Source organism: Streptomyces dioscori, assembly GCF_003024195.1.
GTDB lineage: Bacteria > Actinomycetota > Actinomycetes > Streptomycetales > Streptomycetaceae > Streptomyces > Streptomyces dioscori.
Window position 1 is genome coordinate 199,678 of the sequence record NZ_KZ679053.1, and the last position, 12,360, is coordinate 212,037.

Consider the following 12,360-nt stretch of genomic DNA (forward strand, 5'->3'; position numbering starts at 1 on the left):
CTGCGGCCCCGCCGGCGACGGATGTCGCGCTGGTCAGCAGGCCGGGCAATGGTCGCGTTGAGGTGCCGCCGACGCAGGTAGGCGCGGTTGTCGCGCCTGGAGCAGGCATTGTCGCCGCGGAGTCAGTCCGGGCGGGCGCGCGGGTGCCCGGGCCCGTGCCGGGAGATCCGCAGCCGCCCGGGCGTCGTTTCCCAGACCAGCGGGCGGACCCGGTCGTCGGCCATGAAGTGGATGTTGCTGGTCAGTCCGCCCCGGGAACGTCCCGGGGCCTCGCGTCCTTGAGCCTCCACCGGAGAGTGCACGGGCTAGGGAGTGTGCCCAGGCTTGGGCGTGTGTGTGGGGGGAGTGGGCCTGAGGCGGGTGCCGGAGAGCGGCGCGGTGAGAGGGAGTTGGGGTGTCGCTGTCACACGCGTAGCTCATGCACAGGTCGTCCCGGACGACATCGGCGGCGATCTGTGCGGCGGTGGCGCGGGTGAACAGGTACGCGGTGTCGGCGGCCCGCAGGGTCGTGACGGGCAGAGCGACGTAGCGGTCGGGTTCCTTCCGGGCAGCGATGCAAGTCTCTGTTTTCTGCGTCCGTGAGTGGCAGCCTCGGCTCTCGTGGCGAAGATGCGACAGGCGCAGCCCGACGGAACCTTCGGCATCGTCGGCTCGTACTGGCCGGTCTGGACCCGGGATACGGAGCCGGAACAGCGGACCGCCGCCGACAGGATCGACCTGTTGTACAACAAGTCCCGCGTGGACGTTCTCGTGCACGGCACCTCCCCGTCGACCTTCTTGACTGGCACAAGCAGGTCGGCGGCGCCGACTTCATCCACGACGGCGACCCCGTGGACGCCGCCGGATCCATCGACTTCTCCGTCCTGAACTACTACGACCCGATCTACATGTTCACGTGTCTCGGATGCCACCGCGGACGGGGCGCCGTCCCCGGGGACATCGCTTGGTCGCTCACTGACAACTTCGAATGGGCTGCGGGCTACTCCCCGTGTTTCGGCCCCGTGTATGTCGACTACGTCCACGGCACAGAAGCGGACTCTGAAGGCGAGCTTCGACTGGTGCCGGGCGTCCATCGACAGGCATGTCTCAGCACCTGCTGACTCGATCAGTACGGCGTGCCCCTGGGAACGGCGCCCTCGACGACGATCCGGCTCAGGCTCTCTCCCGGCTGAACGCGCGCAGCAGGTCAGCCGCCACGCTCACGGCGATGGTCGCTGGCTCCTTGCCCGCGATGTCGGCTATGCCGATCGGGGTCTTGATGCGGTCGATGACCGCGTCCTGATGACCGCCCTCCGTGGACAAGCGCTTGCGGAAACGCGCCCACTTGGCCGCCGACCCGATCAGTCCGACGGAACCGAGATGCGGGGTGCGCAGCGCGGCGTCGCACAGCGCCACATCCTCTGCATGATCATGGGTCATGATCAGCACGTGGGCACCGTAAGGCAGTTCCATGAGCACTTCCTCGGGCAGCAACGGCGTGTGCCGCACATGGACCTGCGCCACGGCGTCCGCCAGCGCGCCGAGCCGCTCGACGGCGAGCATGTCGGAGCGGGTGTCGATCAAATAGAGGTCGAGATCGTGGCGTGCCAAGATGCGCGCCAACTCCAGCCCGACATGGCCGAGCCCGAAGATGGCCACTGCCTGCACGACCGGCAATGGTTCCAGCAGAATCGAGACCGTGCCGCCGCAGCACTGGACGCCATGCCGGTTCGCCACCTTGTCGTTCAGGGCGAAGTCGATCAGATCAGGTTCCGGTTTGGACGCGGCGATCAGTTCTCGGGCCCGGTCGACGGCGACGGCTTCGACGTTGCCCCCGCCGATGGAGCCCCAGGTCTGGTTCTGCCCGACGACGAGCTTTGCGCCGGGGTCGCGGGGAGCATGGCCGCGCACGGTCGCCACGGTCACGAGCACGCCGGGTTCCCGGCGTGCTCGCAGCCTGGCGACCGCGGCGACCCACGCCATGTCAGGCACTGCTCGGCTCTTCCGTGTCCGCTCGTGGTCCTCGACCGGCTGCCTGCCGGCCGGAGGCCGCCCCGGGGTGAGGCGTGTCGGCCCGGCGTGCCGTCTCGATCGCCCAGTACACAGCTTCCGGCGTCGCCGGCGAGGACAGTTCGACGCTGACGCCGCTCGGCCCGAACGCGGCGGCGGCCTGCCGCAAAGCCTCGCGCACCGAGAAGGCCAGCATCAGCGGAGGCTCTCCCACCGCCTTGGACCCGTAGACAGCCCCCTCCTCGGTGGCGTTCTCCAAGAGGGTCACGTTGAATTCCTCGGGCATCTCCGAGAAGCTCGGCAGCTTGTAGGTGCTCGCGGCCTGCGTGAGCAGACGCCCCCGGTGCGGACCGTCGCTGACGTCCCAGCGCAGGTCCTCCAGAGTCAGCCAGCCAGCCCCCTGCACGAAGCCTCCCTCGATCTGACCGATGTCGATCATGGGTGACAGGCTGTCGCCGACGTCGTGCACGATATCCACCCGGCGGATCCGGTAGGCGCCCGTGAAGCCGTCCACCTCGACTTCCGCCGCTGCAGCACCATGGGCGAAGTACTTGAAGGGCGCCCCCCGGAAGGACTGCGCGTCCCAGTGCAGCCCCTCGGTTCGATAGAAACCCGCTGCCGACAACTGCACTCGCTGGACATAGGCAGTGCGTACCAGTGTGTCCCAGTCCAGCTCCCCGTCGACGCCCAGCGCTCGCGCGATACCGTCGGTGATGCGCACGTCGGAGGCGGGCGCTCCCAGCTGTGTGGCAGCCACCTGCAACAGCCGCTCGCGCAGCTGATCACAGGCATGCTTGATGGCCCCACCGTTGAGGTCCGCCCCGGAACTCGCCGCTGTCGCCGAGGTGTTGGGGACCTTGTCGGTGCGAGTCGGGGCCAGCCGGACCCGCTCAAGGGGGATGCCCAGCGTCGTCGCGGCGACCTGCAGCATCTTGGTGTGCAGCCCCTGTCCCATCTCGGTGCCGCCGTGATTGATCAAGACGGAACCGTCCTTGTAGATCAGCACCAGCGCGCCGCCCTGGTTGAAGGCAGTGAGGTTGAACGAGATACCGAACTTGATGCCGGTCAGCGCAAGCGCCCGCCTGGTGTTCGGGTGCGTGGCGTTGAAGACAGCGATCTCGCGCCGGCGGACGGCGACATCGGCCCCGGCCTGCACCTGCTGCCACACGGCGGAGATCCGTTCGGGCTGCGTGACGGGCTGTCCGTACGGAGTCGTCTGCCCTTGGCCTGGCTGGTAGAAGTTGCGCTCCCTCAACTCCATGGGATCAAGGCCGAGCTGCGGTGCCGCACGGCCCATGATGTCCTCGATGACCAGCATTCCCTGCGGGCCACCGAAACCGCGGAAGGCGGTGTTGGAGACCGTGTTCGTCTTAACGATGCGGCCGGCCACCCGGGCGTTGGGGATCCAGTACGTGTTGTCGATGTGGCACAGGGCGCGAGCAAGGACCGGCTCGGACAGGTCCAGGCTCCAGCCGCCGTCCGCGGTCAAGGTGGCTTCCAGAGCCTGGATGCGGCCGTCCGCGTCGAAGCCCACTTTCCACGTCGAGTGGAACCCGTGGCGCTTGCCGGACATGGTGAGGTCCTGGGTCCGGTTGAGCCGGAACCGGACCGGGCGGCCGGTCAGCTTGGCGCCGAGCGCGGCGATGGCAGCGAAGCCGTGCGGCTGCATCTCCTTGCCGCCGAAGCCACCACCCATCCGCAGGCACTGCACGGTCACCTCGTGGCTGGCCACGCCGAGCACGTGCGCGACGATCTCCTGGGTCTCCGACGGGTGCTGAGTGCTGCTCTGAATGAACACCTGGCCGTTCTCGTCGATCTGGGCCAGCGCCGCGTGCGTCTCAAGGTAGAAGTGCTCCTGCCCCGAGAACTGGAACTCGCCGGTGAGAACATGCACGGCGTCGGCGAAGCCTGCCTCGATGTCACCTTGCACCATCAAAGGCGTGGCGCCGTGGTAGCTGCCCGCGGCGATCGCATCCTGCAGCGTGATCAGGGACGGCAGCTCATCGAGTTCCACCTCGACGGCTGCCGCGCCCAATCGGGCCGCCTCCAACGATTCGCCGAGCACCCAGGCAACGGCATGACCGTGGAACATGACCTCGTCAGGGAAGAGGGGTTCGTCATGCTTCATGCCGGCGTCATTGACACCAGGCACGTCGGCTGCCGTGAGCACGCGCACCACGCCAGGCACCTTCAGCGCCGGCCCCGTGCGCAGCGCAGTGATCCGGCCGTGTGCCTGCGCTACCTGGACCGGATAGGCGTGCAGCACGTCCTTGGTGCGCTGCACCAGGTCGTCGGTGTAGAGCGCGCCGCCGGTGACATGCAGGCTGGCGCTCTCATGCGGCAGAGGGAGGCCTACAACAGGCTTCTCGGGACGCTGGGACAGTTGGCTCACGACCTCACCGCCTCGGTGGTCTGCGCGTACAGCTTGAGCAGGCTCTGGCCGAGCATGGCCGAGCGGTAGCCGGCGCTGGCGCGATGGTCGTCCATCGGTGTTCCCTCCGCACTCAGCACGGCAGCCACGCTTCGTACGGTTTCCTCCGCCCAGTCCTGGCCCTCCAGCGCCGCCTCGGTGCGCACGGCTCGGACCGGGGTGGCGGCCACTCCGCCCAGCCCTATCCGAGCCTTGCGAACGATCCCGCCCTCAATGTCGAGCGCGAAAGCGACCGCCACGCTGGAGATGTCGTCGAATCGCCGCTTGGCGATCTTGTGGAAGGCCACGACGGGCGAGAGCGGCCGCGGGATGCGTACTGCACGGATCAGCTCGCCTTGACGGCGTACTGTCTGTCGATAGCCGGTGAAGTAGTCCGCGAGCGGGACCACTCGCTCGCCGGTCGGGTCGGCAAGGACCAGTGACGCCTCAAGCGCCAGGAGCGTCGGCGGGCTGTCGCCGATGGGCGACCCGGTACCGAGATTCCCGCCGAGCGTGGCGCCGTTGCGGATCAGCCGAGAGGCGAACTGCGGGAACAGTTGGGCAAGCAGCGGGACTTTGCCGTCCAGGTGTCGCTCGATCTCCGTGAGGGTGAGCGCCGCTCCGATCTCGAAGTGGTCCGCGTCGACGTGCAGCTCGCGCAGTTCAGGCAAGCGGTCGACGGCGATCACACGATTCGCTCTGCGGGACTTGATGTTGACCTCGACGCCCCAGTCGGTGCAGCCGGCGATCACGAGGGTGTCGGGCCGGTCTCGCAACACATGCAAGGTCTCCGCGAGGGTTCGTCTGCGAAGGAAGACGCGGTCGTCCTGGGCGTATTCAGTGGCGACGGGAACGGGCGCGGGCTGCTCGCGGCGCTGTGCGAGCGGATCTGTGCCGGCCGGCATACCGACGGCGAACGCGGCATCGCGGATCGGCCGGTATCCGGTGCAGCGGCAGAGATTCCCGCTGAGTGAGTGGAGATCGAAGCCGTTGGGCCCGTGCTCAGCATCGGCGTTTTCGGCTGAGTCGTCCTGTGGGCGCGCGCACCGGTCGGGCCGGTAGTACTCGGCCGCCATGCTGCAGATGAATCCCGGTGTGCAGTAGCCGCACTGGGAGCCGCCTCGGACGGCCATTTCTTCCTGCACCGGGTGCAGGACGGTTGCCGCGCCGCTCTCGTCGGCTGCAGCGAGACCCTCAGCTGTGACGACTTCCTGGCCGTTCAGCGCCGCGACCGGGACCAGGCATGCGTTGACAGCCACCCAGTCGGTTGGCTTCGCCACTCCGGGGCGGGCCACCAGGACCGAACAGGCGCCGCATTCCCCCTCGGCGCAGCCCTCCTTCGTTCCGGTCAGGCCTTGCTCCCGCAGGAAGTCCAGCACCGTCGTGTGGGCTGCGGCAGGTGTGATCGGGGCTACTTGCCCATTGACTGTGATCTGGGCCCTCACCATGCCAAGTCCTCGGGCCGGTGCGCAGTCATTCGATTCGGCAGGTACACCAATGGAGTGCAGCTTTCTGTCTCAGGCCGCCGCATCGACAGGAGCGGTGGCCAGGCGCATGCACCGACAGCGTCGACATGCGGAAGGGAAGGGAGTTCAGCAGACGCGGGAGGGAAGCCAGAACGTGCAGTCAGTGGGCACGTGAATACGGCGTGCTCAGCAGCCGTGTGCGATGCGTCCCGGAGCCCAGGCTGTGCCGTGGGCGAGGCGACCCAGGTCAGAGATGAGATTCATCTGCAGGTCGCCCCCTCACGGTGATCATGAAGAATTTCCACGCAAAAGTAGTCGCGGCAGGGGTGTGCGTCAAGCTTCGGGCACCTGGCCAATCCTGGGCGTGACGCTGCCCCGCGAGGCGAACTCGATCCGCCTGCGTCCTCCGACACAGTGAGTCCATGCAGGGCCCGATCATGTCGGCCACCGGTATGGAGCGGGGGCCAGGTGCTTCCCGGCCCGGCTCGAACGGGCTGCGAACGCACGCGCGATGCGCGCTCTGTGGCGGAGGGCGGCGGGCGGCGGGTCTGGAACGGGGGAGCGCGGGGCCGGTGCAGGGCTCGGCGACTACAGGTGCCAGGCGGCCATGGTCAGGCTCTGGCGGTGGTGAGGGCCGTGTACGAGGTCGGCGCGGGCGACGGTGTAGTCGCATTCGTCGGCCGGGCAGGCGTAGACGGGGCGGCCCTTGATGTGCTCGTCGGGGCCGGGGGTGAAGCCGCCGACGTGGCAGGAGTGTGTCCTGGAGCTCTCGGTGATCACGGCGTGAATCCCGGTCAGCCCGTCGGTGGGGACATCACGGCTGAGCGAGCGTTTGGCGTGGTGCGCGGTGATGTAGGCGGCCGCACCGTGGTGACCGGTCGTGGCCAGTCACCCGCGCTCAACCGGGCCGGTTCCGACGCGGTGCGGTATGCCGTACCGCTGCAGCGCGGCCCTGATCAGCGCGCCGGTGTACTGCTCGGCGGCGGAACGGGTCTAGATCGGGCTGTGCGCCATCGGCGTGACCCAACTCGCCTGTGTGCGACGACTTTTGCTGTGCTGATGGACCGGGGGCGGCTGTCCGCAGAGGCGGTGCCTGCTGGGCACTCCCCCCGCTCCGCAAGGGGTTCGGATTTCCGTAGCGGCCTCGTTCACGCCCGGGGGTGGCGTTGTGGCGGGCGGCGCAGTGTCTCCTGGGCCGCTGCGCGCGTCCCGGCCGTGGCCGGCCGGGACGCGCGCAGCGCGACGGCAAGCCGGGGAACAGCCCTCCCCCCTTGGGGAGTTGGCAGAGGACCGTTCCCCGGCACCACCCGACACTATGAGCCCCGAATCCGCCCGCAACCGGCTCTGACCTGCACAGATGTCGGTGGATGTGTGTGGACTGTTCCGGAAAAAGAGGTACGGGCACGGTGTGCCAGGTCAGCGATGCGGGAACCTCTCCAAGGGTTTCGGGCCCGCCATCCGCCGGTGAATAAGCGTCGGGCACCCTCAAGGGGTTGCCGGCGTGGCGGCGGCGTTGGGGCCAGTCGGTCACACGGGTGACAGTGTTGTTGCCCACGTCCACACGCAGCACCAGCGCAGACCACGCCGCTGCGCGCTTGATGCATCGGATCCTGCGGTGGCGGAGTTAGGCGCGGTTTTCGTGGGAAGCGTGCGCTTGGACAATCAGCCCGCGATGGGGCTGGACACGTGGCCGGCCAGACCCGGTACGGGGCACGCGGACCTTCTCCAGCACCGGTTCGGGCCGCGAGGGCTCATTCGGATGGACGCTGGCAAGCGACGTCGGCCCGGGTGACGACTTCGCGGAGGCGTTCGTCGGCGGCGTGTTTGTTCCGCCAGGTGATGTAGCGGCGGATCATGCTGCCCTGCTCCTGGTGGCCGGTGGCCGGCGGTCGGTGCCGTCGCGTGCGAAGTAGCGCAGGGCGGTGAACTGGGCCTCGATGCGGTTGGCCAGGAGCGGTTGGCCGGGGTGCAGGCGATCTGCACGTTGTTCGCCGCCGCCCGCGTTGCGACCCGCTGCCACCGCTTGCACGTCAGGTGCGGGGAGCAGTTGTCGCAGACGATCGCGATGCGCACGCCGTCCGCAGGCTCACCAGCAGGAGCTCGGTCACCGGGTCCACAATCCTTGATCGGATTTGCACGATGGTTGCGGTCACCCTCATCGACTCCTTGTGAATCGATACAACCTGCGCTAGCTTTTCGCGCTAAGCCGCCCCGAGCTGCCACCACCCAGCATGCGGGGCGGATGGTGAGATTCGTCCGCGAGGAAGTAATCAATGAACCACACTGGATCACTTGATCGACGTCCGAGTCCAAGCCCATGGTGGGTGGCGACGATCTGTGGAATGGCGTCGTACGTCGATGCTTCGACCATCGTCAGCACCGGAATTGCCCTCGTTCTTTACCAGCAGTCGATCGGTGTCACTCCGAATCAGATCGGCATCCTGTCCGGCGTACTTACTCTGGGCATCGGGTTGGGCGCACTGCTCGGCGGGCGCCTGGGCGATCGATTCGGTCGGCGAAACGTCTTCATGGTGACCATGGCGCTGATCGCCGCCGGGATTGCTTTCCTGGTGTTCGGCACGAGCTTCTATCTGCTGCTGGCGGGTATCGTGCTTGCCGGGTTCGGCACCGGAGCCGATCTGCCGGTGTCGCTGGCGACAATTTCGGAAGCGGCCACCGACAAGAACCGCGGTGCGATGATCGGGCTCTCTGCCGTGCTCTGGAGCGTCGGCGTGCTGGTGTCGGTGACGCTCGCCATCTTTGCAGGCGGCTGGGGTCACCTCGGCGGGCAGGTGCTCTTCGGCCAGATCGGGGTCGTCACACTCATCGTGCTGATCTGCCGCGTGGGCATTCCGGAATCGCAGATGTGGTCGGAGGCGCGGGAACGACGACTCGGCGGGGCCCGCACCATCCGTGCGGACAAGGTACGCGCGCGGGACCTGCTCAAGGCTCCCTACTTCGTCCCCTTCGCGGTGCTGCTCGTCTTCTACGCCCTGACCAATGCGGCGTCCAACACCAATGGACAGTTCGGGACCTATCTAGCGGTCAATGTCGCGCACATTTCTGTGCAGATGAACTCGCTCATCGGCTTCCTGACCTTGCCCATCTATATCGTGCTCGGCCTCGTCTTCATGCGCATCGTCGACAGCAAGAACCGCATGCTCTATTTCACGGTCGGCAGCGTGTCACTCATTCTCGCGTATGCGGTACCGGCGGCCTTCGGCTTCACCGTCACGACGATCATCATCATGAACGTGCTGTCGGCGATCGGTGGCGCTTTCGCCTTCGAGGGAATCCTGAAGGTCTGGGCCCAGGAGTCGTTCCCGACCCTGCTGCGGTCGAGCGCGCAGGGGGCGATCTTCGCCGTCGGACGAATGGCCGCTGCTGGTCTGGCGTTCTTTACGCCGGCGATCGCCGCGGCCAGCTTTCAGGGACTCTATTGGGGGCTGACGGTCATTGTCGCGATCGGTCTCACCGCGGCATGGGTCACGTTTCGGCGGGTTGAGCGTACCCAGTTCACCATGGAGCAGGAACTGGACCCGGAGATCGAGTCACCGCGCGATGTACCTGGGACTGCTGTGCTCTGAAACGAGCCGAACCAGGAGCGCCGCAAGGCCGCGAACACTGAGTGCAGCTTGAGTGCGTCCCTCCACGGCACTCGACGCTTACAATCGCCGGACCTGCGGCTATGTAGCCTCGCGGGACACCTGACTTCGGCCGGGTGTCGTAGCGCTGGGCAGGACGACGGCGCGGATGGCCAGTCCGATGCGGCGCCGGACTTCGTGGGGCACAGTCAGAGCGCACGGCGTCGACACGTCAGCACGGGCTGTATCGATTTACACACGCTCGACAAGGCCGTAGGGTATTCCGCAGGTTGCCTGGGTCAGCTCGGCGGCACGAGGAGTGCTGCGTGGGACCGAGAAGGCTCAGTCCCGATGTGCCCCTCGACCGTGGTGAACAGGGCGCTCGTCAAGCCTTGTTGTCGGGTCGTCACCAGGCATTTTCCCTTTCCGGGGCCGGCTACCGCCCAGTCCGCCACGAAGGGTCTGGGTTAACATGGAAGCCGAGCGCGGGCTCAGGGAACCGATCGAGTGGGGGCGGCTGTGAGTCCTGCGAAAGGCGTGGGGAAGTCGCCACGCGTCAAGGACGTTGCCGAGCGTGCCGGGGTCTCTGTGGCCACCGTTTCCAATGTCCTGAACACACCGGGACGAGTCGCGTCGGCGACGCGAGATCGCGTCGAAGCCGCCATGACAGAGCTGGGCTTCGTACGGAACGAATCCGCACGGCACCTGCGTGCCGGCAGGAGCCGCACCGTGGCGTTCGTCGCGTCCGACGCGGCGAACCCCTTCTTCGCGCAGATCGCCTCCGGCGTGGAAGACGTCGTGGAACAGGAGGACCTCTCGCTGTTCATCTGCAACAGCCGACAGCAACCGGATCGTCAAGCCGCGTACCTGAGCCGGCTGGAACAGCAACGCGTACTCGGAGTTCTCATCACGCCGGTTGCCGGGGACAAGTTGATAGACGCCCTGCCCGCGCGTGGTACACCCGTCGTGGTGCTCGACGACAGCTCTTCGGGGAACTTGCACTGCTCCGTTTCCGTCGACGACAACCTCGGGGGCAAGCTCGCCGCGGAGCACCTGGCGGAACTCGGTCACACTCGCGTTGCGTTCGTCGGCCCGCCGGGCTTCCGGCAGGTGAGCGAGCGTCGAGAAGGATTCGAAACAGCGCTGTCGAGGCTCGGCCATGTCACCTCGTCGATCACTCAGGTGGTGACCGACGGCCTCACCGTGGCCAACGGTCGAGCAGCGGCAAGGCACATCGCCGACCTCCCGAAATCGGAGCGTCCCACCGCAGCATTCTGCGCCAACGACCTCCTGGCCATCGGGCTCATCCGAGGCTGCGTCGACGTCAATTTGTCGGTGCCCGGCGACCTGGCCGTCGTTGGATACGACGACATCGAGTTCGCGGAGACGGCCGGGGTTCCGCTCACCTCGATCGCGGGGCCCAGCCGTGAGCTCGGCCGCGCCGCCGCGCGTCTGCTTCTGGACGAGTCGGCGAACCCGGAACATCAGCATCAGCGTGTCAAGTTCACGCCTCACCTGGTCATTCGCTCGTCGTCCTGCTAGCTGCCCGACGCCCGTCCGACGCCGGACACCTCGCTGGGGGTTGGTGCCGCACTGCTGCTCTGGTACGTTGTGTATCGATTCAATCGCAGCAACCCGCCGTTGTATCGGCAAAAGTTGTATCGATTCAATTACTCTCGAAGGAGACTCATGAGCACTTCAACCGCTACGAAACCACGCAAGGGACTCAGCGAGGAGTATCTTCGCGCTCTCCCCAAGGCTGAGGTGCACTGTCATCTCGGAGGCTGCGTTCCTACTGAGATGGCCGCGCGGTTGGCGGCGAGCCACGGCGTGGCGATTCCGGAATCTGCTGTGCGACACGGCGGCCGCTACCGGTTCGCCAATTTCGACGAGGGTCTCATCGTCCTCAACGCGGTCACGAGCTCCATGCAGACGACGAGGGACTTCGAGGAGGTCACCTACGTCAGCCTGATGACCGCGGTCAGTGGCGGCGTACGCTACCGCGAGTACTACTTCGACCCGCAGAACCACCCGGCGCTCAGCTACCCCGAGATGCTGGAGGGCATCCTGGCGGGAGCCCAGGCGGCAGAAAAGGAGACCGGCGTCGTCACCCGGATCGTCCCGGCTATCAATCGGGAACTCGGCGGCGAGGCTGCCGTCGAGCTGGTTCAGGAGATCATTCGGCACCCGCACGAGTACGTCGTGGGCATTGGCCTCGACTCGGATGAGAAGGCGGGCCGACCGTCCGAGTTCATCGCAGCATATGCGCTGGCGCGAGATGCCGGGTTGAAGCTGTCCGCTCATGCCGGTGAACACGGAGACCCGAGCGAGATCCGGGAAGCGCTCGACCTGCTGAAGGTCGACCGTCTGGACCATGGCTACTCGGCCCTCGATGAACCGGAGCTGCTGTCCCGCCTCGTTGTGTCGCAACTGCCGGTGGCCGCGTGCTGGTTCGTGGACTATCCGCCGCCGGAGGTGCCCGGCCGGATTCGGGACCATCGGGCCATGGCGGCGGCGGGGGTGAATCTGTCGATCAATTCGGACGATCCGGCATTGATCGGTCCCGAGCTGCATGACTGCTATTTCGATTCCGCACTTCACATGGAGTGGACGGTCGAGGATGCGGAGAAGTACTCGCTGGCCGGGCTGGAGGCGAGTTTCGCGGACAGGGAGACGATCGACCGCCTGACGGCTGAGTTCAAGGCCGAGCACCAGCGTATACGTCATCTCGCCTGAGACGCCCCGGGGACAAGGCGGGCCGTCGAGGCGGGAGAGCCGTGGCGGATCGTCAGCGAGGGAACGCACGGCGCCGAACGAGGTGCGACCTCACGCGGCCCGCTCGAACCCCGGGCAGGTCACGAGCGCTGGCACGAACGAGTACATACCGAGGCACGGCCGCTGAGTCGTGTCG

Annotated in this window: 8 protein-coding genes and 1 pseudogene; 4 read left to right on the forward strand and 5 right to left on the reverse strand. The window is 66.9% G+C overall.

The window, feature by feature from the left end:
* Positions 1-887: 887 nt before the first annotated feature.
* Complete coding sequence (locus C6Y14_RS34155) at positions 888-1,100, forward strand: family 1 glycosylhydrolase (protein WP_107020808.1); 213 nt, start codon at positions 888-890, stop codon at positions 1,098-1,100.
* A 52-nt stretch (positions 1,101-1,152) separates the two neighbouring features.
* On the opposite strand, the gene xdhC is transcribed toward C6Y14_RS34155, so the two are convergent.
* From xdhC to C6Y14_RS45750, 5 genes and pseudogenes are all read right to left on the reverse strand, one after another.
* Positions 1,153-1,962, reverse strand: coding sequence for a xanthine dehydrogenase accessory protein XdhC (xdhC, locus tag C6Y14_RS34160; RefSeq protein ID WP_107020754.1), 810 nt, complete (start codon positions 1,960-1,962; stop codon positions 1,153-1,155).
* Between the two features lies 1 nt (position 1,963).
* Complete coding sequence (gene xdhB / locus C6Y14_RS34165) at positions 1,964-4,381, reverse strand: xanthine dehydrogenase molybdopterin binding subunit (RefSeq protein ID WP_107020755.1); 2,418 nt, start codon at positions 4,379-4,381, stop codon at positions 1,964-1,966.
* The gene (locus C6Y14_RS34170; RefSeq protein WP_107020756.1) at positions 4,378-5,847 is read right to left on the reverse strand and encodes a xanthine dehydrogenase small subunit; all 1,470 of its coding nucleotides are present in this window, start codon (positions 5,845-5,847) and stop codon (positions 4,378-4,380) included. Before C6Y14_RS34170 ends, xdhB begins: the two co-directional genes overlap by 4 nt.
* A gap of 606 nt (positions 5,848-6,453) precedes the next feature.
* A complete protein-coding gene (locus tag C6Y14_RS34175) occupies positions 6,454-6,645 on the reverse strand; it encodes a hypothetical protein (protein ID WP_107020757.1) in 192 nt (63 codons plus the stop codon).
* A 971-nt stretch (positions 6,646-7,616) separates the two neighbouring features.
* Positions 7,617-7,938: pseudogene (locus C6Y14_RS45750) on the reverse strand (transposase); the annotation flags it as partial.
* 269 nt (positions 7,939-8,207) lie between these two features.
* Here C6Y14_RS45750 and C6Y14_RS34185 point away from each other — a divergent pair.
* The 3 genes from C6Y14_RS34185 (at position 8,208) to C6Y14_RS34195 (ending at position 12,185) form a co-directional block, all read left to right on the forward strand.
* Positions 8,208-9,452 carry an MFS transporter gene (locus tag C6Y14_RS34185; protein ID WP_107020758.1) on the forward strand — a complete coding sequence of 415 codons (1,245 nt, stop codon included), beginning with the start codon at positions 8,208-8,210 and terminating at the stop codon, positions 9,450-9,452.
* 534 nt (positions 9,453-9,986) lie between these two features.
* Positions 9,987-10,991 (forward strand): LacI family DNA-binding transcriptional regulator, encoded by a 1,005-nt coding sequence (locus tag C6Y14_RS34190; RefSeq protein ID WP_225891424.1) that lies wholly within the window; start codon positions 9,987-9,989, stop codon positions 10,989-10,991.
* A gap of 147 nt (positions 10,992-11,138) precedes the next feature.
* Positions 11,139-12,185: an adenosine deaminase family protein gene (locus C6Y14_RS34195; RefSeq protein ID WP_107020760.1), complete on the forward strand. Its 1,047-nt coding sequence runs from the start codon at positions 11,139-11,141 to the stop codon at positions 12,183-12,185.
* Positions 12,186-12,360: the final 175 nt, after the last annotated feature.

Coding starts and splice junctions, on each gene's coding strand:
- C6Y14_RS34155 (WP_107020808.1), top strand. CDS start 888: ATGTTCACGTGTCTCGGATGCCACCGCGGACGGGGCGCCGTCCCCGGG.
- xdhC (WP_107020754.1), bottom strand. CDS start 1,962: ATGGCGTGGGTCGCCGCGGTCGCCAGGCTGCGAGCACGCCGGGAACCC.
- C6Y14_RS34170 (WP_107020756.1), bottom strand. CDS start 5,847: ATGGTGAGGGCCCAGATCACAGTCAATGGGCAAGTAGCCCCGATCACA.
- C6Y14_RS34185 (WP_107020758.1), top strand. CDS start 8,208: ATGGCGTCGTACGTCGATGCTTCGACCATCGTCAGCACCGGAATTGCC.
- C6Y14_RS34195 (WP_107020760.1), top strand. CDS start 11,139: ATGAGCACTTCAACCGCTACGAAACCACGCAAGGGACTCAGCGAGGAG.